The organism is Pseudoalteromonas spongiae UST010723-006 (assembly GCF_000238255.3).
GTDB classification, from domain to species: domain Bacteria; phylum Pseudomonadota; class Gammaproteobacteria; order Enterobacterales; family Alteromonadaceae; genus Pseudoalteromonas; species Pseudoalteromonas spongiae.
The window spans coordinates 1306188-1326861 of record NZ_CP011039.1 but is presented as its reverse complement, the minus strand read 5'-3'; the positions used below and the strand labels follow the sequence as shown (position 1 = coordinate 1326861).

At 42.1% G+C, this 20674-nt stretch carries 19 protein-coding genes; 10 read left to right on the top strand and 9 right to left on the bottom strand.

The annotated features are described in order from the left end of the window. Positions 1 to 13 precede the first annotated feature (13 nt). From PSPO_RS06260 to PSPO_RS06230, 7 genes are all read left to right on the top strand, one after another. A complete protein-coding gene (locus PSPO_RS06260; RefSeq protein WP_010560290.1) occupies positions 14 to 1210 on the top strand; it encodes an acetate kinase in 1197 nt (398 codons plus the stop codon). Further along, positions 1210 to 3357: a phosphate acetyltransferase gene (gene pta / locus PSPO_RS06255; protein ID WP_010560291.1), complete on the top strand. Its 2148-nt coding sequence runs from the start codon at positions 1210 to 1212 to the stop codon at positions 3355 to 3357. The genes PSPO_RS06260 and pta overlap by 1 nt, the downstream gene beginning before the upstream one ends. A gap of 79 nt (positions 3358 to 3436) precedes the next feature. Further along, the gene (locus tag PSPO_RS06250; RefSeq protein WP_010560292.1) at positions 3437 to 3823 is read left to right on the top strand and encodes an ACT domain-containing protein; all 387 of its coding nucleotides are present in this window, start codon (positions 3437 to 3439) and stop codon (positions 3821 to 3823) included. Continuing rightward, positions 3823 to 4335 carry a PTS glucose transporter subunit IIA gene (locus PSPO_RS06245; protein WP_010560293.1) on the top strand — a complete coding sequence of 171 codons (513 nt, stop codon included), beginning with the start codon at positions 3823 to 3825 and terminating at the stop codon, positions 4333 to 4335. Before PSPO_RS06250 ends, PSPO_RS06245 begins: the two co-directional genes overlap by 1 nt. Next, entirely contained in the window at positions 4328 to 4672 is a 345-nt protein-coding gene (locus PSPO_RS06240; RefSeq protein WP_010560294.1) for an ArsC family reductase, read from the top strand. Before PSPO_RS06245 ends, PSPO_RS06240 begins: the two co-directional genes overlap by 8 nt. Continuing rightward, positions 4669 to 5802 (top strand): succinyl-diaminopimelate desuccinylase, encoded by a 1134-nt coding sequence (gene dapE / locus PSPO_RS06235; RefSeq protein ID WP_010560295.1) that lies wholly within the window; start codon positions 4669 to 4671, stop codon positions 5800 to 5802. The genes PSPO_RS06240 and dapE overlap by 4 nt, the downstream gene beginning before the upstream one ends. Continuing rightward, complete coding sequence (locus PSPO_RS06230) at positions 5790 to 6473, top strand: M15 family metallopeptidase (RefSeq protein ID WP_010560296.1); 684 nt, start codon at positions 5790 to 5792, stop codon at positions 6471 to 6473. The genes dapE and PSPO_RS06230 overlap by 13 nt, the downstream gene beginning before the upstream one ends. Here the strand turns inward: PSPO_RS06230 and PSPO_RS06225 are convergent. Together PSPO_RS06225 and PSPO_RS06220 are read right to left on the bottom strand one after the other, a co-directional pair. Next, positions 6454 to 7671 (bottom strand): pyridoxal phosphate-dependent aminotransferase, encoded by a 1218-nt coding sequence (locus PSPO_RS06225; RefSeq protein WP_010560297.1) that lies wholly within the window; start codon positions 7669 to 7671, stop codon positions 6454 to 6456. The genes PSPO_RS06230 and PSPO_RS06225 overlap by 20 nt on opposite strands. A 194-nt stretch (positions 7672 to 7865) precedes the next feature. Beyond that, complete coding sequence (locus PSPO_RS06220) at positions 7866 to 8207, bottom strand: Hpt domain-containing protein (protein WP_010560298.1); 342 nt, start codon at positions 8205 to 8207, stop codon at positions 7866 to 7868. A 196-nt stretch (positions 8208 to 8403) separates the two neighbouring features. On the opposite strand from PSPO_RS06220, the gene PSPO_RS06215 reads away from it, so the two are divergent. Further along, the gene (locus PSPO_RS06215; RefSeq protein WP_021033064.1) at positions 8404 to 8997 is read left to right on the top strand and encodes a tRNA-uridine aminocarboxypropyltransferase; all 594 of its coding nucleotides are present in this window, start codon (positions 8404 to 8406) and stop codon (positions 8995 to 8997) included. Here PSPO_RS06215 and dcd read toward each other — a convergent pair. Beyond that, positions 8994 to 9584, bottom strand: a complete 591-nt coding sequence (gene dcd / locus PSPO_RS06210) for a dCTP deaminase (protein ID WP_010560300.1) — start codon at positions 9582 to 9584, stop codon at positions 8994 to 8996. The genes PSPO_RS06215 and dcd overlap by 4 nt on opposite strands. Before the next feature lie 2 nt (positions 9585 to 9586). Continuing rightward, on the bottom strand, positions 9587 to 10699 hold the full coding sequence (apbC, locus tag PSPO_RS06205; RefSeq protein WP_010560301.1) for an iron-sulfur cluster carrier protein ApbC: 1113 nt from the start codon (positions 10697 to 10699) through the stop codon (positions 9587 to 9589). A gap of 173 nt (positions 10700 to 10872) precedes the next feature. Between apbC and metG the strand changes: the two genes are divergently transcribed. Beyond that, entirely contained in the window at positions 10873 to 12900 is a 2028-nt protein-coding gene (metG, locus tag PSPO_RS06200) for a methionine--tRNA ligase (protein ID WP_010560302.1), read from the top strand. Between the two features lie 238 nt (positions 12901 to 13138). On the opposite strand, the gene PSPO_RS06195 is transcribed toward metG, so the two are convergent. From PSPO_RS06195 to PSPO_RS06180, 4 genes are all read right to left on the bottom strand, one after another. Further along, on the bottom strand, positions 13139 to 15790 hold the full coding sequence (locus tag PSPO_RS06195) for an ATP-binding protein (RefSeq protein ID WP_010560303.1): 2652 nt from the start codon (positions 15788 to 15790) through the stop codon (positions 13139 to 13141). Between the two features lie 21 nt (positions 15791 to 15811). Next, positions 15812 to 18043, bottom strand: a complete 2232-nt coding sequence (locus PSPO_RS06190) for a TonB-dependent receptor (protein WP_010560304.1) — start codon at positions 18041 to 18043, stop codon at positions 15812 to 15814. A 72-nt stretch (positions 18044 to 18115) separates the two neighbouring features. Beyond that, complete coding sequence (locus PSPO_RS06185; RefSeq protein WP_010560305.1) at positions 18116 to 18388, bottom strand: acylphosphatase; 273 nt, start codon at positions 18386 to 18388, stop codon at positions 18116 to 18118. A gap of 36 nt (positions 18389 to 18424) precedes the next feature. Continuing rightward, positions 18425 to 19036: a dienelactone hydrolase family protein gene (locus PSPO_RS06180; RefSeq protein ID WP_010560306.1), complete on the bottom strand. Its 612-nt coding sequence runs from the start codon at positions 19034 to 19036 to the stop codon at positions 18425 to 18427. A gap of 96 nt (positions 19037 to 19132) precedes the next feature. Between PSPO_RS06180 and PSPO_RS06175 the strand changes: the two genes are divergently transcribed. Continuing rightward, positions 19133 to 20323 carry a class I SAM-dependent methyltransferase gene (locus PSPO_RS06175; protein ID WP_010560307.1) on the top strand — a complete coding sequence of 397 codons (1191 nt, stop codon included), beginning with the start codon at positions 19133 to 19135 and terminating at the stop codon, positions 20321 to 20323. 58 nt (positions 20324 to 20381) lie between these two features. On the opposite strand, the gene PSPO_RS21565 is transcribed toward PSPO_RS06175, so the two are convergent. After that, positions 20382 to 20651 carry a hypothetical protein gene (locus tag PSPO_RS21565; RefSeq protein ID WP_010560308.1) on the bottom strand — a complete coding sequence of 90 codons (270 nt, stop codon included), beginning with the start codon at positions 20649 to 20651 and terminating at the stop codon, positions 20382 to 20384. Positions 20652 to 20674: the final 23 nt, after the last annotated feature.

Genomic DNA, 20674 nt, shown 5'->3' with positions numbered 1-20674 from the left:
GAAACCATTAACTATGTCGCACAATGTGCTCGTATTAAATTGTGGAAGTTCAAGTTTAAAATTTGCCATTATCGATGCCACAACTGGCGCAGCAAGCCTAACGGGTTTAGCCGAGTGTTTATCACTTGATAATGCATCGCTAAGTTACAAACTTAACGGTGAAAAGCATAAAATCGAATTACCAAAAGGGGCACAGCACGACACTGCCATTGCAGAAATCGTTAATCTAATTAAACAGCAAAACTTAAGTAGCAGCTTAATTGCGGTAGGTCATCGCGTCGTTCATGGCGGCGAAGCATTTACCGGCTCAGTAATCATTGATAATGCTGTATTAAATAGCATCGAAAGTAATGTTGCTCTCGCACCACTTCACAATCCAGCTAATTTAATGGGTATTCGCGCTGCACAAGCGGCATTTGCAAACTTACCGCAAGTTGCAGTATTTGATACGGCATTCCACCAAACAATGGAAAAGCAAGCATACTTATATGCGCTACCGCTTTCGCTATACAAAGAGCACGGGGTGCGCCGTTACGGTTTCCACGGCACGAGCCACTTCTTTGTTGCTAACAAAGCCGCTAAATTAATTAATAAGCCAATAGAACAAAGTGCGATTATTACTGCGCACTTAGGCAATGGCTGCTCTGTTACAGCGGTTAAAAATGGCAAAAGCGTTGATACCAGTATGGGTTTAACACCGCTTGAAGGCCTTGTAATGGGTACGCGTTCAGGCGATTTAGACGCAGGTCTTTACAACTACCTATCAACCACACTTGACTATTCAAACAGCCAAATCGACGCATTACTTAATAAACAAAGTGGCTTACTTGGCTTAAGCGAACTTTCGAGCGATTGTCGAGAAATTGAAGAAGCAGCCGAGCAAAATCATGTACAAGCTAAGCTTGCTCTTGATGTGTTTTGTTACCGCCTTGCTAAGTACATCGCGTCATACGTTGTACCATTAGGTCAGCTTGATGCCATTGCTTTTACCGGTGGCATTGGCGAAAACTCATCGCTTATTCGTGAAAAAGTCATTCAATTACTGGCTTATTTTGCGTTTGAACTTGATAACGATGCCAACCTTGCAGCACGCTTTGGTAATAGTGGCGTAATCGCGTCAAACCCATTAGGTGCAAAAGTGCTTGTTGTGCCAACCAACGAAGAATGGGTTATCGCGATGGATGCACATAAGCTTGTGGAGGCACGCTAATGTCACATCGTATTATGCTTATTCCCGTATCAACGGGCGTTGGTCTTACCTCGGTTTCTGTTGGCTTGGTACGTGCCCTTGAAAAAAAATCGGTAAAAGTTAACTTTTTTAAACCTATTTCGCAGCCTCGCGGTAAAAAAACAGGGCCTGAGTTATCTACCGAAATCGTTAAAATTGGCTCAACCATTAACCCTGCGAAATCAATCGATTTACATACCGCGGAGCAAATGATTGGCGACGGTAAAACTGAAGTTTTACTCGAAGAAATTGTCGGACGTTTTGAAAAACACGTTGGCAAAGATGATGTTGCGATTATTGAAGGTATGGTACCGACACGTAAGCAACCTTATGTTGGCCGCGTAAACCGTGAAATTGCACAAACCCTTGGTGCACACATTGTATTTGTTTTAACGCCAAGTAACGATGACGTAGACGAAATTGAAGACCGTATTGAGCTAGCAGCAAGTTTATACGGTGGTGTTGAACACCCTCGCGTACTCGGCTGTATTTTCAATAAAGTAAATGCACCACTGGATGAAGAAGGTAATATTCGCACCGACTTTATCGAGCCAAGTAATGATGAAAGCTTGCAAATTGAGCTTAATCGCATTGCATCGCTGCCACTATTTCGTAAAAAGCCGTTTAAGTTATTAGGTTCGGTGCCTTGGTACCAAGATTTAGTTGCGCCGCGCGTAATGGACTTAGCCAAGCACCTCAACGCCGAAATTTTAAATTACGGTGATATCGAGCATCGTCGTTTAAGAAGCGTTACATTCTGTGCACGTACCGTATCAAATATTCTTAACCACTTTTCACCGGGTGCATTATTAGTAACCCCGGGCGATCGCTCGGATGTATTAGTTGCAGCCTGTTTATCAGCAATGAATGGTACAAAAATTGGTGCGGTACTGTTAACAGGTGGTTTTAAACCTGAAGAACGCATTTTAAAATTGTGCGAACAAGCGTTTGATACTGGTCTGCCAATTATTTGTACAGAAAACGACACTTGGCGCACCTCGATTCTACTACAAAGCTTTAATCTTGAAGTACCAGTAGACGATGAACAACGTATCGAAAAAGTAAAAGACCATAATGCCCGTCATATTGATAAAGACTGGTTAGAATCACTGACGCAGGGCGTTGCGCTAAATCGTAAAATGTCTCCGCCAGCGTTTCGTCATTTGCTGTCATCTACTGCACGCTCAGCGCAAAAAACCATTGTCTTACCTGAAGGCAACGAACCGCGCACAATTAAAGCTGCGGCAATTTGCGGCGAGCGTAACATTGCCCGTACCGTTTTACTTGGTGACCGTGAAGAAATTGAACGTATTGCTGAGCAACAAGGTGTGCAGCTAAACGATAACGTTGAAATTCAAGATCCGAGCATTGTACGACAAAACTACATTGCGCCTATGGTTGAGCTACGTAAACACAAAGGCTTAACGGAAGTTATTGCCGAAGAGCAACTGCAAGATAACGTCGTGTTAGGCACCATGATGCTCGCAGAGAATAAAGTGGATGGCCTTGTTTCGGGCGCGGTGCACACCACAGCCAATACAATTCGTCCGCCGCTACAATTGATTAAAACAGCGCCAAATAGCTCACTGGTATCATCTGTGTTCTTCATGCTTTTACCAGATCAAGTATTGGTTTACGGCGACTGTGCAATTAACCCTGATCCAACAGCAGAGCAATTGGCCGATATCGCCATTCAATCGGCTGATAGCGCAGCCGCATTTGGCATTGAACCACGCGTTGCGATGATCAGCTACAGCACAGGTACATCAGGTACTGGTGATGACGTTGAAAAAGTACGTTTAGCTACCGAACTTGCTCAGGCAAAGCGCCCTGATCTATTAATTGATGGTCCACTGCAATACGACGCTGCAATTATGGAAAGCGTAGCGAAGAAAAAAGCACCAGACAGTAAAGTTGCCGGTAAAGCAACAGTGTTTGTATTCCCAGACCTCAACACAGGAAATACAACATACAAAGCAGTACAACGAAGCGCTGACCTGATTTCTATCGGTCCAATGCTGCAAGGTATGCGCAAGCCGGTAAACGATCTATCTCGTGGCGCCTTAGTAGACGACATTGTTTACACCATTGCATTAACTGCGATACAGGCAACGCAAGAAAGCCGCTGATCAGGTTGAAAATAGCCTTACAGATGATATTTTTTTTGATATTGTAAGGCTATAAACCACAAGGATTTTTGGGAGTAATATGTCTCAACAAACGTTAGCCGTAATGCAAGAAACCTTTACGATTCACAGTTTTGACGTAGACACACCTATTCCACCTGCCGTTTATCAAAGCAAGGTGTTTTTTATTGCGCGCACCTATGATGAGCTCTCGGTTGTATGCCCATCTCATGTAAAACTTGATTCAAACGAGCAAGAAGAAGATTGGGCAGCGCTTGAGGTTTTAGGCCCTCTTGGGTTTTCTATGACCGGTATTCTTTCTAATATTTCGGGCGTACTCGCAAGTGCAAAGATTTCCATTTTCGCAATCTCAACATTTGATACCGATTATATTTTGGTGAAGAAATCATTAATTAATGACGCCGCAACTCACTTATCAAAAGCAGGCTATAAAGTGGTTGATAGCTAATGCGCGTGTTAAAACAAGATTTTTACAGCGTTAAACATGCAGCCCTCGCTATTCACGCGCCATTTTCCGGTCGGGTGATAAAGCAAAGCGACGCCGCAAACCCATTAGTACGCAATCAATTGTTGGGATTAGGGGTTGAATTAGAAATCAGCAATTATCAGCTTTTCGCGCCATTCTCAGGCACTCTGCTCTCAGTCAATCAAGGTGGTTTAGAGTTTGTCTTTAAATCAAAGCAAGGCCTTAAATTGCTCGTGCTCGTCAATCTAGATGAACAATCTCTACCAATGACAGGCTTCAAACAACACCTAAAGGTTGGCGATTTGGTTTCTGCTGGGCAACTTGTTGCTAGCTTTGATTTTCGTAAACAACATCACAGTGTTTTCGCGAGCATTTTACTGCTTGAACCTGAACGCTTAAGCAAGGTGCTTGATAAATGTTATTATCAAGCGAGCCGCGTAACCGCCGCAAACGATATTTTATTTAAACTAACAAAACGAATTAACCATGATTAAACTTTTTGGCATTCCAAACTGCGACACAATTAAAAAAGCAAAAAAGTGGCTTGAACAAAACAACATTGAATACACTTTTCATGACTACCGCAAAGACGGTGTAAACTCAGAGATGGTAAATAACTTTTGCCAACAGCTAGATTGGCAACAAGTATTGAATAAGCGTGGCACGACCTACCGCCAGCTCGATGATGCAACTAAAGAGAATCTTAACGCCGAGTCTGCGGTAGCACTATTAGTAGAGCAACCAGCCATGATTAAGCGTCCTATTTTAGAAAAAAATGGCGAATTCCATTTAGGCTTTAAAGCAGATCAATACCAAAGTATTTTCTCATGAGTGATTACAATGTAGTAAGCCTTACGCAAGCGCTTATTCAAAAGCCCTCAGTGACACCAGATGATGCTGGCTGCCAAGATTTAATGGCCGAACTGCTAACACCGCTCGGGTTTAATATTGAGTCTTTATTTTTTACCGACACATTAAACATGTGGGCGCGCAAAGGCACTGAAGCACCATTATTCTGTTTTGCAGGTCACACCGATGTAGTACCAACTGGGCCAACAGATGCATGGCATCAACCACCGTTTTCGGGTAATTTACTCGACGGCTATATTCACGGTCGCGGCGCCGCTGATATGAAAGGCTCGCTTGCCGCTATGCTGATTGCCACTGAGCGTTTTGTTGAAAAACACCCAAATCATAAAGGAAGTATCGCCTTTTTAATTACCTCAGACGAAGAAGGCCCGTTTATTAACGGCACAACTAAGGTGATTGACGTATTAGAAACCCGTAACGAAAAAATTGATATGTGCTTAGTAGGCGAACCTTCATCTAGCCATACCTTAGGCGATGTGGTTAAAAATGGTCGTCGCGGTTCATTGACCGGGTTTGTTACTGTGAAAGGTGTGCAAGGCCATGTCGCCTACCCGCATCTTGCAAAAAATCCAATTCATTTAGCTGCCCCCGCATTGGACGAACTGGCAAATACGCAATGGGATAATGGCAACGAGTACTTCCCAGCCACCAGTTTTCAAATCTCAAATATAAACGGTGGTACTGGTGCAGGTAATGTCATCCCTGGTAGCGTTGAAGTGCAATTTAACTTTCGCTACAGCACTGAAGTAACCGCTGATGAGCTCACTGCGCGTACTGTCGCTATTTTAGACCATCACGGACTTGAATATGATATTCGCTGGGTTTACAACGGACTGCCTTTTTTAACCGATGAAGGTCCACTACTTGAAGCAACCGTAGCAGCCATTAAAGATGTACAGCATATTGATACATCGGTTGAAACCACAGGTGGTACGTCTGACGGGCGTTTTATTGCACAAACAGGCGCACAAGTGGTTGAACTGGGTCCTATCAATGCAACCATTCATAAAGTTAATGAATGTGTAAACGCACGCGATCTTGAGATCCTTGCTGATGTGTATGAGGCCATTTTAGTTAAATGTTTAACCTAGATGAACAGGCTGCGCTTGGTCTTACACAAGCGCATTTATGCGATTATCACGGTCGCTTAGTTGAGCAATCGATTGTACGCGACCTTAAGCAAATGCAAGTTGCAGCAAGCAAGTGCAATATTACTCTTTCTCTTGCATCTAGCTTTCGTGATTTTGAAAGGCAGAGCCTTATTTGGAACAATAAGTTTAACCAAATCAGGCCTGTGTTTGATATCAACGACCAGCCGGTCGATTTAACTCACTTAAACGAACAAGACAAATGCCAAGCAATCATGGTGTTTAGTGCGATTCCTGGGGCAAGTCGACATCACTTTGGCACCGATCTAGACGTGTTTGACGCAAATAAGGTAGATGATGATTATCAATTGGCGCTTAGCCAACAAGAGTATGCGTCGGGTGGACCGTTTTTTGAACTTGCAAAGTGGCTTGAACAACACGCTGAAACGTATGGATTTTTCTTACCTTATAGGCAATTTAATGGGGGCGTTGCAAAGGAGCCGTGGCATATTAGTCATATCAGCCGCGCGCAATACTACAGCAATATTCACTCTAAAGAATTGCTTGAAAAGCTACTGATAAACTCAAATGTGGCAGGTTGGCCAAGTTTAGTTGACCAACTCGATACAATTTATCCTCAGTATGTCAGCAATATTAGCGCTGCTGGTAATTAGCAAAGAAGCGCTGTATTCCCTCTATCGCAGGAGTTAATTGGTCTGGGTGTGGCAAAAACACAAGCCTGAAGTGATCTGGATCCGGCCAATTAAACGCACGTCCATGCACTAATAAAGTGCGCTCTTGCTTAAGTAAGTCTAAAATCAGCTTTTCGTCATCATCGACATTAAAACGCTTACGATCAAACTTAGCAAACGCATACAGGGCGCCCTTTGGTTTTACACACGAAACACCATCGATGGCGTTCAAGCCTTCATATGTCATATTACGCTGCTGATACAATCTGCCGCCTGGCAAAATCAGATCGTCGATTGATTGCACACCACCTAATGCTTGTTGAATAGCATATTGTGCAGGTACGTTTGCACACAAACGCATTGATGCAAGCATTTCGAGCCCTTGCATATACTCATCTAACAATGACACTTTACCGCTTAGTACCATCCAACCCATGCGAAGGCCCGCTGCGCGATAGGTTTTTGCTAACCCATTAAAGGTAATAATTGGTACATCGTCACACAGGCTTGCAATCGAGGTGTATGGCGTGTTGTCGTAGATGATTTTTTCGTAAATCTCATCACTAAATACCAGTAAATTGTGCTCTCTTGCTAAACCTAACAGATCATTAAGCAATGCTTTGTCGTAAACAGCGCCCGTTGGGTTATTTGGGTTAATCAGCACTATTGCTTTGGTATTTGACGTAATTTTACTTTTAATATCATTGATATCTGGAAACCAATCTTGCTCTTCATCACACAAATAGTGCACTGGGTTACCACCAGCCAACTTAACCGATGCGGTCCAAAGTGGATAATCAGGCGCCGGGATCAGCACTTCATCTTGGCTGTTAAGCAAAGCTTGAGTCGCCATTTGAATAAGCTCACTAACGCCATTACCAATGAAAATATTATCGATTGATAAGTTAGAAAACTGTTTATTTTGGTAGTATTGATAAATAGAAACGCGGGCCGAATATAAGCCTTTTGAGTCACAATAACCCTGTGCAGCGCTCATATTTCGAATAATGTCTTTTAACATATCTTCTGGCATGTCAAAGCCAAAGGCGGCGGGGTTACCAATATTTAACTTTAATACCTGTTCCCCTTGATCTTCCATTTCGCGTGCCATTTTTAAAACTGGCCCACGAATGTCGTAACAAACCCCTTGTAACTTATCGCTTTTTTTAAACACTGCCAAACGTCCCCAAATACAAATTTTTGCGTTTACCTTAAACGCTCTATTTTTATAACAACCAAACGCGCAACGGACTTATGTCGTTACATAAGTCCGATAAAAGCATATATCAATTGAAAGCTAACGCGTGCTCAAGCCACAGGCTATCGCATTTGCATTAAAAGCGAAAGGATAAACACACTAATGGAATAAAATAATTAAACCAGTCTATTTATTGCGTCTTTAGTAGCAGAAATATGCGCGGGCAAAGTCGTTTTTAATTCGCTGGCTAGGGCCATATTTGACTCGTTAAGCGCGTGTTCGAGTTGTCTCGCGATTTGCGCAAGCGAGTCTGCACCAAATTGCGCCGCATTTGATTTTAAACTATGGGCATGTCGCGTTGCCTCGGTTAAATTACTATCAAAATCGTTTTCAAGATCTTGATAAAGGCGGTCAAATTCTGTCAGGCAGAATTCTAAGGTAGGTAAGAATTGATCTTGCAGCAGATCTTGCATAGCAAACAGTGCATCTGAATTAATGTTTACGTCTATTTCACTCATAGTAAGCTATTAAAGTATTTAACTTACTTTAACATTAAACCAAGATGCGCCACTTTTCTATTCCGATTTAAAAATTAACTGTTAGTTCCTATATTTAGCACAATATTTAGTTTTTATTTAACGCATCAATCGGCGTGCTTGAATGAAGTAACACGGACTATTAAACTACTCATTTTAGCGACGAAACTACACACCTATGGCCCGCCCCACTTGTAATACATGTCACTTTGTTAAAACTGATTGCATATGTGCACACGTTAAAACCCTTTCTAATTGCATCAACATCATTGTATTGCAACACAAAGGCGAAGAGAAAAACGCAAAGAATACAGTGCGATTGGCCGAGTTGATTTATTCAAATATAACGGTTTTAGTAGGTGAAAAACCTGAAGACTTTGACGCACTCAACGAACTGCCACAAAATTCCAGTGCCCTTTTGTACCCAACAGAAAATGCTGTGCCACTAGAAGACAACAATACCGCGTCACACCTTACCCATTTTATCGTGCTTGATGGTACCTGGAAAAAAGCGAATAAACTGTTTTTTAGTCTGGATATTTTGAGTCAGTTTAAACAGGTGAGTTTTAGCCAGCTACCTGAAAATCGGTATCATATTCGTAAAGCCAACCGTATGGATAGCTTATCGAGCTTAGAGGCGATTGCTTACGCGCTAAACTTAACGGAAAAACTACCGATGGAACCCGCCTACGCGGCATTAGAGGCAATGATGGAGAATCAATTTAAGCACATGCCCGCAGAAGTGCGAGCACGCTACAAACAAAACGATTAAGACTGGCTGTCGTCACTAATACGACTAGCCACAGCGCCAGATTGACCTTTATATTTTGCGTCTTTACGGCGGTTATAAGGGTTCTCTGCCGGACCAGACATGGTTTCAAAACTCAGCGCCCCGATTTTCATATACGGGCGAAGGGCTAATGGCAATTTGCCTGAGTTATAAAACTCAAGAACGATATTACCCGACCAACCTGGATCAATTCGGTGAGCGGTTACGTGAACCATTAAGCCTAAACGCGCAAGCGACGAACGGCCATCTAACCAACCTACGATATCGTCTGGCAAAGTGACACTTTCATATGTAATAGCGAGGGCAAGTTCACCCGGGTGTAGAAAGAATGCTTCTCCCTCTTCTAGCACAATTTCATCGCTCATAATCGATTCCATTGCCGCAGACACCAACTCTTTTGGACCACTTAAATCAACATAGGGTGCTTTATGATCCTGAAATACACGAAATTTGTTGCCTAATCGTAAATCGACCGTCACACCGGAAATCATGTCATCTTTTGGTGCAGGATCAATGCTAATTTTACCCGCGTTTAGATACTCTTTTATATGGGTATCGCATAATCGCATAGTTAATCGTCCGTTATAATAATTTCGACGGGATTGCTGCCACTTCCTTGATAAAACAAATGACTAGCAATAAGTTTTGCCGCTCGATTATAAATGGCAACGAGCGCCTTGTCAGCATTATGTGAAATAAACTCACCTGCTTCGCCACTTTCGCGAATGGCATGGGCCAGCGGCACTTGGCCAAGTAATAGTACATCAATACGCTGGGCAAGTGCTTTACCACCGTCTTCACCAAATACGTGGTTGATACCATTACAATGTTGACAGTGAAAGTAACTCATATTTTCAAGCAAACCTAAAATCGGCACTTTAACTTTATTAAACATGTCGATGCCTTTATTGGCATCAGCAAGCGCTAAATCTTGTGGTGTCGTAACAATCACAGCGCCACTTGCGGGAATTTTTTGCGACATGGTGAGCTGAATATCTCCCGTACCCGGTGGCATATCCACAATTAAATAATCAAGTTCAGGCCACGCGGTTTCGTTTAGTAACTGCATCAGCGCTGTGGATGCCATAGGACCCCGCCACACCGTCGCATCCTCTTTGCCTAGCAAAAAGCCTATTGATTGTGCTGCAAGCCCATTTTTACTCATAGGTAGCAAAGTCTTATCGTCTTTCGCTTGCGGTTTTTGGTCTTCAAGCCCCAGTAATAATGGAATAGATGGGCCATAAATATCGGCATCTAGCACCCCGACGGCTGCACCATTTTGCTTCAACGCATGAGCCAAATTAACGGCACTGGTTGATTTACCGACACCACCTTTGCCACTGGCAACTAAGATAATATGTTTAATCGTGCTATGGCGAAAAGGCTCGAGCAATTGCACCTGCACACTCACGTGCACCGGTTTTTGCAGTTGTTCTGAAAGAAACGCGGCGATTGCAGGCTGCTCTGTCGTGGCAGCAAAATGAAGCGTTAGAGCAACGTTAACACCGTCAACATCATCCACCGAGACTAAACTACACGCTTGTTGTAACCCCACAGGAAAGACGTCCGAGCGATAATCGCCGAGCAAACTGTTTATTTGCTCAAATAAGTCGGAATTTTGTGGTTTTTTCAGCGCTTTTTCGGCTGCTTTGGACCCTCGGAAAAGATTTTTAATATTAAACATGTAAATCTTCATTTGGCTAATGAAATACGCGCTGGAATTATGTAATATTCCTGACCTTAACTCCAGTTTTAAACTTAGCTTGTTGTACTGTTTAATATTCGCTTTCACAAGTTAGGTGTTACCCGTTGGGTATTTTAATGGTGTTGTCACCACACTAGTTTACGGTAAACGATATGTCGCAAAGAAAAATCTTAATTACAAGTGCATTGCCTTATGCAAATGGCCCGACTCACCTAGGCCATTTACTTGAGTATATTCAAACGGATATCTGGTCGCGCTTCCAGAAATTACGTGGTCACGAAACGTATTATGTATGTGCCGATGATGCGCACGGTACGCCGATCATGCTAAACGCGCAAAAACAAGGTATTACACCAGAAGAAATGGTGGCGAATGTAAGTGTTGAGCGCCAGCGCGACTTTGCTGACTTTCATATTAAATTTGATAATTACCACAGCACTCACTCAGAGGAAAATAAACAGTTTTCTGAGTTAATTTATAACCGTCTAAATGATGGCGGCTATATTAAAAAACGTACTATTTCTCAGCTATTTGACGAAGAAAAAGGCATTTTCTTACCCGATCGTTTTGTAACAGGCACGTGCCCTCGCTGTAAAGCAGAAGACCAAAATGGCGATAGCTGTGATGCATGTGGCGCAACTTACAGCCCAACTGAATTGGAAGCACCAAAGTCTGTGATGTCTGGTTCAACACCAGTATTAAAGGATTCTGAGCATTACTTCTTCGATTTACCAGCATTTGAAGACATGTTGAAATCGTGGTTAACCTCAGGCGCAATTCAAGGCGAAATGGCAAACAAACTAAACGAGTGGTTTGAAGATGGCCTACAGCAGTGGGATATCAGCCGTGATGCACCGTATTTTGGTTTCGAAATTCCTGGTGCACCCGGTAAATACTTCTACGTATGGTTAGATGCACCAATTGGTTACATGGCAAGCTTTAAAAACTTATGTGATAAATCTGGCCTAGATTTCGACGCATTTTGGTCAACCGATTCAGATGCAGAGCTATATCACTTTATTGGTAAAGACATTGTCTATTTCCACAGCCTGTTTTGGCCAGCAATGTTAGAAGGTGCAGGTTTTAGAAAGCCAAACAATGTATTTGCTCACGGCTTTGTAACGGTAAATGGCGCTAAAATGTCTAAATCAAAAGGCACCTTTATTAAAGCGCGCACATACCTAGATCACATTAACAACCCTGAATACTTACGTTACTACTTCGCGGCGAAGCTAAACTCAGGTATTACTGATTTAGACTTAAACCTAGAAGATTTTGCTCAGCGCGTTAACTCTGACTTGGTCGGCAAAGTAGTGAATATTGCGAGCCGTTGCGCTGGCTTTATCACCAAGAAATTTGATGGCAAGTTAAGCACTGATATTGCAGAGCCTGAATTACTTGCTGAGTTTGTAAACGCACAAGAAAGCATTGCAGCTTCGTTTGAAAATCGTGAGTACAGCCGTGCCATTCGTGAGATTATGGCGTTAGCGGATAAAGCAAACCAATATATTGATGCTAAAGCACCGTGGGTGTTAATTAAGAACGAAGAGACCCAAAACGAAGCGCACCTTGTGTGTTCAATGGGTATAAACTTATTCAAGTTATTAATGACTTACTTAAAGCCTGTGCTTCCAGCAATGGCCGAGCAAGTAGAAACGTTCTTGAACACCGAACTGACATGGCAGAGCATTAATACAGCACTAACTGGTCATGAAATTAGTAAGTTTAAAGCGCTTATGCAACGTGTAGAAATGGATAAAGTCAACGCTATGCTTGAAGAATCAAAAGAAAGCCTTGCACCAACAAAACCGGCAGTTGACCCAAATAGCCCACTGGCAAAAGAGCCAATTGCTGACGAAATTGAGTTTAACGACTTTGCAAAGGTTGACCTACGCGTTGCCAAAATTGCAAAAGCAGAGCACGTTGAAGGCGCAGACAAACTATTAAAGCTTACACTTGATTTAGGCGGCGAAACACGCCAAGTATTTGCAGGCATTAAGTCAGCGTATCAACCAGAAGATATTGAGGGTAAGCTTACAGTTATGGTTGCAAACCTTAAACCACGTAAGATGCGCTTTGGTATGTCTGAAGGTATGGTGCTTGCTGCAGGTCCTGGCGGTAAAGAGATTTACATCTTAAACCCAGATGACGGTTCAGAGCCGGGTATGCGTGTAATGTAATAGCAATTCTGTTGAGAGTGTGTTCAGAAATGGCGCAGGGTAAATTCAGACGCTGTTAGCAAAATATATACCCGCTAGCATGAACAGCTATTCAAGTAAATTGGTAGAAAATACACACTAAAAAAAACCGCCAACTGGCGGTTTTTTTGTATCTCAATAATTTAATAGGCAAAACACCTAAAACGGTCATTACATACCTAAATTAAAGCTAAACGGGTTAAGCATAAATCGGGAAAATTTAACTCACCTGTTTAATCGAGCGCATAAATGATTGATACGATGAGCTAATATCTTTTTGTGATTGTGATTTCAAGGCGCCTTCTAAACCTTTAGCCATTTGACCCAACTCATCAAAGCCAAACATACCTGCCGCGCCATAAATTGCATGGCACAGTTTTGCCAACTCTTTATTATCACCTAAACAAAATAGGTGCTCAGCGAGGGCTTTTTGTTCCATTAAGTTATTAATAAATTGCAAACGCATAATTTTTAAGTCTTGCTCTGGAATGGCCGCGACTTCAATTGGTATACCGGTATACTTGCTAAGCTTTTCATAAAACTCGGTTTGATCAATGGGTTTGGCAATATGATCATCAAATCCTACTGATAAATAGTGTTTAATTTCATCTGTCATAGCATTAGCAGTAAGGGCCAAAATCGGGCACGATACACCGGTTGAGCGCATTAATTCATGGGCTTCAATACCATCCATCACTGGCATTTGAATATCTAACAAAATAATATCAAACTCATCAGTAAAGGTGGCATCAACTGCCAGTGCGCCATTTTCAACACACGTAACCTGAAATCCTAAATTCTCAAGCATTCGGGATATAAATAGGCGATTATCAGGGTGATCTTCTGCCAGCAAAATACTGCCTTCGAGCTTTTTAACCTCGCCAGATTGTTTTTTCTTGGTATTCGCTTCTTGAGTGACTTGGTATGAATCAAGCCATTTGGTTTCTGTGGTTGTATAACATGGCAGTGTAAAACTAAATTTTGATCCTTTGCCTGGTTTGCTCGAAACATTAATTAAACCACCCAAGCGCTCAATTAAGTTTTTGGAAATATGTAAACCTAAACCAGTGCCACCATATTGCCGTGTGGTCGATATATCGCCCTGATGAAATGGCGTAAATAACTTTTTAACGGCCTGCTCATCCATGCCAATGCCCGTATCAACAATGGTAATTTTCAGGTCGTCTTCTTCCATTTCAACCTTAATACTGACACTGCCTTTTTTGGTAAATTTAACTGAGTTACTGGCTAAGTTAAGTAAAATTTGGCGCAACCTAACGGGATCTGACATGATGGTATTAGGCAGCGGAAAATGGTAATCAATATTAAATTCAAGGCCTTTATCGCGCACTTGGCGCCCCAAAATAGAACCTACCTCGGAAAGTAGCTGGAAGATATTTGTTGGTACTTGCTCAATGGTGAGTTTGTTTGCTTCAATCTTAGATACATCTAGGATGTCATTAATTAAGCTTAGTAAGTGTCGGCTGTTCTTTTGGATGACTTTAAGCGCATGACGCTGCTCGTTTGGCGTTAACGTGTTATCACTGTTTAAGGTATCCACATAGCCTAAAATAGAGGTCATAGGCGTACGAATTTCATGACTCATATTGGCTAAGAAGCGTGATTTTGCCTGATTTGCGTCTTTAAGCTCATCAGTCAATACTTCCAGAGCGATGGTACGTTCACGTACTTTTAGTTCTAGGTTTTGACTTAAATCGATATTTTGCTGATTAATTAAACGCAATTTATCAGCCACCGCAAACGCCAATAACAAGGCATCTAACGTGGTGCCAATTAAACCGTACAAGTAAAAGTTTGCGTTAACATCGCCCAATAACCCTAAGTTATTTAAATTGCCCACCATATTCGGCAGCAGCATTGCAATGTAAGCCAAAATAAAATAACGGGCTGGTTTAAAACCATGTTGCCAACTAAGTAACCCAGACGCCATGCCAATCACCATCATGGTTCCAGTAACGAGCGTGGCCCAGATAAAGCCGAACCCTGGCATAAACAAACTTATGGGAATGCCGGCGAGCGCGCCATAACCGATCCATAAAGCGACTTTTGCCAATTGGGGAAAGCGTTCATCCAGTCGTAAAAACGGAATAAAAAACAGTGCATTGGTAAGCGGCAGCAAAATAAAGCCCAACCAATGAACAGACGCCGTATTAACATTAAATAACTGCTGTGGAATTAAAAAGAAATGACTCCACGCGAATACCCACGACGCGGTAAACAATGCATAGTACAAATGCATTTTTTCTCGCGACACAAAGTAAATCAGTAAATTATATAACCCAAGCGCTAAGCCAATGCCGAAACAAAGCAGCATTATGGTAGAATTTACGGTTGCTTGCTGTTCAAACTTGGAGGTGTGACTAACCGTTACTTTTGGCGCAGTGTAAAAATAGTTACTGGTGATGCGCATAATCACCATATATTGCTCACCTTGTTTTAAGTGAACACGATTGGCGAAATGAAATGGCACATTTAATGGGTAATTAGCGCCCGAATACGTGGTTTGTACGTCATCTTTGGCAAAAACCCGTACCTCAATGTCATCTGCCATAAAATTTGACGGCGCAAATACATAATCACCAGTCGCGAGTTGATTATCAATTGAAAGCGCATACCACACTTCATCGCCAAATATATTAGGTCGTTTTACGGCTTGTGCTTTGTGTTGCCAAGTTAGGGATTCCTGAAAGCTCAGCGGAAAGCTTAGAGGCTGTGAGTTATCAATTTGTACCGCGTGGGTTAATACATTACTACCGAGTTGTTCTTCAGACAGAACAGTTGCTGAGGCCAAAATTGGACTCAGCAAACACCAACAAATCAGTAAAAAGTATATCCCACGTGTTCTGATCATCTACTGCTTTCCGAACAAGAATTAAAATTGATAACGCAGATTTACGCCATATTGACGGCCTTCGGCTTTAAAATCTTCGAGCATGCCTAAAAATGAGCTCAGGTCGAACTTTAAGTGGCTGTACTCTTCATCTGTTAAGTTTTTACCCCACAGATTAACATGCCAATTTGCGATACGATACGATACGTTTGCATGCCATAACAATACATCATCCTGCATCGCAAACTCATTCATGTTCTGGTCAAAGTAGTATTCCGACTGGTAATCGTTACCAATGCCAAACGTAAGTTCGCTTTTATCAAAATTAATGCGGTAATTTACGTTGCTTGAAATATTCCATTCAGATGTAAATGGTAAACGGTTATCGGTAAGCTGATTACCAAGTGGATCGGTATATTCGTCAAACTCTGCATGAGGCAAGTAACCGATATTAAGCACGATATCTAAATCGCTGCCGACAAACCACGTATTTTCAACTTCCACACCATAGATTGTTGATGAAGCGACATTTTCTAAAAGCTGTAACGGTGGCGCATTAGGTGTAGCGCTCGCCTGATTCATAAACACTTGCTGATCTTGATAATCATAATGGAACGCCGCAGCTGACATTTTCCACGCATTATCAAACAGCTCTGTACGCAGGCCCAATTCATTCGCAATCAAATATTCAGGACCATATGCAGCTAGCTTTGCCTGCTCTTCGGTGGCAATAAAGCCGCCATAGTAACCGCCACTTTTATAACCATTGGAAAGTGAATAATAAAATTGCGTGCCATTTAATGTTTGATAATTAAGCGCTAACTTTCCTGATAGCTGCTCATCGCTTTCATCACCAGACACGCTGTAGTAATCAATTGTTTGTCCAAGCAAATCACTTGGGTCGAGCACAAGGTTTAAATCGCTATCGGATTCATATTTAACCGTTTCATCGGTATAGCGCGTGCCAAGCACCACGGTAAATTGCGAATTGACTTGCCAATCAAACTGGGCAAACAAGGCTGCAGATTCAACGTTAATGGTATTATCATAAAAGAAGGTCGTCGTTAAACTAGGATCAAGCACGCCACGTAGGTCACGCAGAATGTCATTGAAGTTATTTTGTTTAATATCTTCATGTAAGTAAAACAAGCCCGCCATTAAATGCCCAACATCAAACTTTGACGATACGCGAATTTCCTGACTAAACGCATCATCTTTGGTACCCAAATGGCCTTCACATAGCTGGGCTGGACTGCCGTCACAATTGAAGCCGTGATCGCGGTTAAGGGAGTTATATGCAGTAATGCTAGTGAGCTGAGTTACATCGTTAAATTGATAATTAAGTTTTAGCGACGCACCAATATTTTCCGTATCGTGTTCTTGCTCATTATTCACCATAACATCGAAAAAATTCTCACTGCCATCGTTAAAGCCAAACGCATCAAAGCAGCTATTTGAGCCAAGTTCGTCTTTACTGCATAAAGAACCATCGGCAGGATTTTTAAATATGCCAATAGAGCCAACTGGATTTACTCGGCCATCCCAGTCATTGCCATTGATTTTGAACAGCATATCAAAGTTATCCCATTGCCCATAAACAGCAATACGATAATCGGTTTGCACCATATTCGCTTGTTCTGAATCAGCAAGTAAATTGTTGGTAGAATAATCATATTCTTTTGAGCTCACCGCTACGCGCGCCGCGATTGAATCACTCAACGGAAGATTCGCCACACCTTCAAGCAAACCAAAGTTTAGATTACCTCGCCCTACTTTTATGTAGCCATCTAAATTATTTAGCTCAGGTAACTTATTACGAACTAATATTGCCCCACCGGTACTATTGCGTCCAAATAAGGTACCTTGCGGTCCGCGCAGCACCTCGACGCTTTCGATGTCAAATAAGTTAACTAATTGATTATTGGCAGCACCAACAGATACATCATCCTGATAAATCGCAATAGGCGATGTATTTGATGTGTTGTAATCAATTAGGCCAACGCCACGGATATTTACAGCGGGCGTTGTACCCTCTGCGGCATTTTGGGAGATTTTAACGTTTGGAATTAAATGACCGATGGCGGTGATGTCTTTTAACTGCTCTGCATTAATCTGCTCACCATCTATTCTCGACAGGGTTACACTTACTTGTTTAATCGGTTGTGCACGTTTTGTAGCATAGACCTCAATCACCTCCATATCACTTTTAGTTGATTGAGCAAACGAAGGGGCGCAAGCAAGCGCGCAGGCAACATAAAGTAAGCGTAGTTTCATACGTGAGAGCATTCTTTTGTTAGTTATAAATGTAAGTATAATCAGTGAATTGCAAAGGTACTAATTTTTTCGCTATTGTACCTCAAAGCCATTAAACTGTTTTGTTTGAATATAATCCCACGACACCTTTTCCACCTCAGCTTTACTTGGCCCTTGCTCTAAAAACTCAGTGAACTTAATGAGTTTTAAGTCTTGGCCAGTGGCTTCAACTTCTACTTCACCATTAGCAAGATTTTTTGCATAGCCACTAATGCCTAATTGCTCTGCAACTTGCTTGACTGACGCGCGATAAAAAACCCCTTGTACGCGCCCAGCGACAATAGCTTTTAAGGTTCGCTCTGACATATCCACACCAATTTAATAGCAACCGTTTAAACAAACTTAGTCGGTCACTCTAGTATTGCCAAATTTTTCATAGTAATTCGCAAAACTGTCACCTTCAACGGCGTCAATACTTTGCAAAAGACAGGCTATTGCCTGCTCTCTTGCCGTGTGATTAAACTGCAGCGAATCTGGATTTACAAAGCCATGGCGATATGGCGCGCGATAAAGAGAAAGCGCAGTTTTTGGCAACAACGCATCAATTATTTGGTTTTGGTCAAAATGCGCTTCGTATTGCGCAAACACAATATGCCAAGGCACAGCAGGCTGCACTTCTAGAAAGTGTCGGATCTGCCCCGGGTAAAAAGCTATCGCTTTTTTAAGTGACGGCAACAAGTGTTGTCCCGCCCAAACTGCCGCGCCGCCAGCACTGAAACCAAGGGCTATGTCAATTTCACCCGCATTTTCCAAACTTTTTAAGCGTAACAGATAGTTATCCATACCACCTGATTGTAAAAAATTCTGATAGGCGTCTGATTCATTCGCAAATGCAGGGGGGTTATACTCGTACGGGGAAAGAGACGTAACTGAATGATGTAACGCTAAGCGTTCACAGAGCGCCAAATGTGATGGGGTTTCACCAAAAATATCTGTGGCAATAAGAATCTTCATAGCAATTGTCCGACTGCAAAAGCGTATTCTACTTGTAAGCACCTACGAGGTTAACTAAAATAACGACCTTTTTTATCTGCAACAACCGGAGCCATTATGTCTGGGGTTATTTATCTTCAACCAGGGCGTGAAAAGTCGTTAAAGCGCAAACACCCTTGGATTTTTTCTAAAGCCATTAAAAAAGTTAAGGGCAACCCGGGCTTAGGTGACACCGTTAGCGTTTACGATGCAGATGGTAAATTTTTAGCAATTGCTGCTTACAGTCCGCAATCACAAATTCGCGCACGTGTTTGGTCGTTTGATGAAAATACCATTGTTGATACAGACTTTTTCTATACCCGATTAAAACAGGCCCTTAGTTTACGCGATTATGTTATTGAAGAAGGTGGGCTAACCGGTTTTAGATTGTGTGCAGCAGAATCAGACGGCCTACCGGGCATCACCATCGACAAGTTTGATAAATACTTAGTGTGCCAGTTACTAAGTGCCGGTGCCGAACGCCATAAAGGCGAATTAGTACAAGCACTAATTAAATTATTCCCAGGTTGTAACGTATATGAACGGTCTGACGTTGATGTACGCAAAAAAGAAGGCTTGGAGCCAATTACTGGCGTATTACACGGCAGTGCACCAACCGAGCCGGTTAAAATAATGGAAAATGGCTTGGCGTTGGAAGTGGATATTTTAGGCGGCCACAAAACCGGTTTTTACTTAGACCAACGCGATAGTCGTAATGCGCTGAGTCGTTTCTCGAAAGATAAAACCGTACTTAACTGCTTTAGCTATACAGGTACATTTAGTCTGTACGCATTAAAAGCAGGCTGCGAAAAAGTGACTAATGTCGATGTATCGGAGAGTGCACTTGCCATTGCCAAACGCAATGTCGAGCATAACAATCTTGATCTATCAAAAGTAGACTTTATCAAACAAGACGTTTTCAAATTACTGCGTGAATACCGTGAAAACGGCGTAAAATTCGATACGATTGTAATGGATCCACCTAAGTTTGCAGACAGCAAAGCACAATTGACCGGTGCATGCCGTGGTTATAAAGATATCAATATGATTGCCATGCAAATTTTAAAACCAGGTGGCACGTTATTAACCTTCTCATGCTCTGGTTTAATGGAACAGAATTTATTCCAAAAAGTCGTTGCCGATGCGGCATTAGATGCGGGCCGAGAGCTGCGTATTATGGAACGATTAAATCAAGCTCCAGATCACCCAATTGCGGGGGAATACCCTGAAGGATTCTACCTTAAAGGCCTTATCTGTAAGGTATTATAAAGACTTAAACTGTCAGATTCAGGTTATTGCATCTGACAGTTCTTTTTAAGTTTCAAATTTAACAGTCACCGCCCCCGCCAGAACAATCGCCACCGTTTGAACCACTATCACCACTGAGAAATCCACCGCCACTAAAGCTAGTTCCATGGGTTCCGCTTCTAGAGTTACTAAGACCAGATGAAAGAAGTGATGCTTTAATTAAAGTGGTAATAATCAGTATCACAAAAATAATCGGGCACACTATCGCTTGCAAGTTTGATTCAGAATACACATCGGTAAAATACCCAGATGCGACTAGGCCTAGTACTATCATTATCCATGACCACATACACATATCCTTTTTGCTAAAAT

Coding starts and splice junctions, on each gene's coding strand:
- PSPO_RS06260 (WP_010560290.1), top strand. CDS start 14: ATGTCGCACAATGTGCTCGTATTAAATTGTGGAAGTTCAAGTTTAAAA.
- pta (WP_010560291.1), top strand. CDS start 1,210: ATGTCACATCGTATTATGCTTATTCCCGTATCAACGGGCGTTGGTCTT.
- PSPO_RS06250 (WP_010560292.1), top strand. CDS start 3,437: ATGTCTCAACAAACGTTAGCCGTAATGCAAGAAACCTTTACGATTCAC.
- PSPO_RS06245 (WP_010560293.1), top strand. CDS start 3,823: ATGCGCGTGTTAAAACAAGATTTTTACAGCGTTAAACATGCAGCCCTC.
- PSPO_RS06240 (WP_010560294.1), top strand. CDS start 4,328: ATGATTAAACTTTTTGGCATTCCAAACTGCGACACAATTAAAAAAGCA.
- dapE (WP_010560295.1), top strand. CDS start 4,669: ATGAGTGATTACAATGTAGTAAGCCTTACGCAAGCGCTTATTCAAAAG.
- PSPO_RS06230 (WP_010560296.1), top strand. CDS start 5,790: ATGTTTAACCTAGATGAACAGGCTGCGCTTGGTCTTACACAAGCGCAT.
- PSPO_RS06220 (WP_010560298.1), bottom strand. CDS start 8,207: ATGAGTGAAATAGACGTAAACATTAATTCAGATGCACTGTTTGCTATG.
- PSPO_RS06215 (WP_021033064.1), top strand. CDS start 8,404: ATGGCCCGCCCCACTTGTAATACATGTCACTTTGTTAAAACTGATTGC.
- dcd (WP_010560300.1), bottom strand. CDS start 9,584: ATGCGATTATGCGATACCCATATAAAAGAGTATCTAAACGCGGGTAAA.
- apbC (WP_010560301.1), bottom strand. CDS start 10,699: ATGTTTAATATTAAAAATCTTTTCCGAGGGTCCAAAGCAGCCGAAAAA.
- metG (WP_010560302.1), top strand. CDS start 10,873: ATGTCGCAAAGAAAAATCTTAATTACAAGTGCATTGCCTTATGCAAAT.
- PSPO_RS06195 (WP_010560303.1), bottom strand. CDS start 15,790: ATGATCAGAACACGTGGGATATACTTTTTACTGATTTGTTGGTGTTTG.
- PSPO_RS06190 (WP_010560304.1), bottom strand. CDS start 18,043: ATGAAACTACGCTTACTTTATGTTGCCTGCGCGCTTGCTTGCGCCCCT.
- PSPO_RS06185 (WP_010560305.1), bottom strand. CDS start 18,388: ATGTCAGAGCGAACCTTAAAAGCTATTGTCGCTGGGCGCGTACAAGGG.
- PSPO_RS06180 (WP_010560306.1), bottom strand. CDS start 19,036: ATGAAGATTCTTATTGCCACAGATATTTTTGGTGAAACCCCATCACAT.
- PSPO_RS06175 (WP_010560307.1), top strand. CDS start 19,133: ATGTCTGGGGTTATTTATCTTCAACCAGGGCGTGAAAAGTCGTTAAAG.
- PSPO_RS21565 (WP_010560308.1), bottom strand. CDS start 20,651: ATGTGGTCATGGATAATGATAGTACTAGGCCTAGTCGCATCTGGGTAT.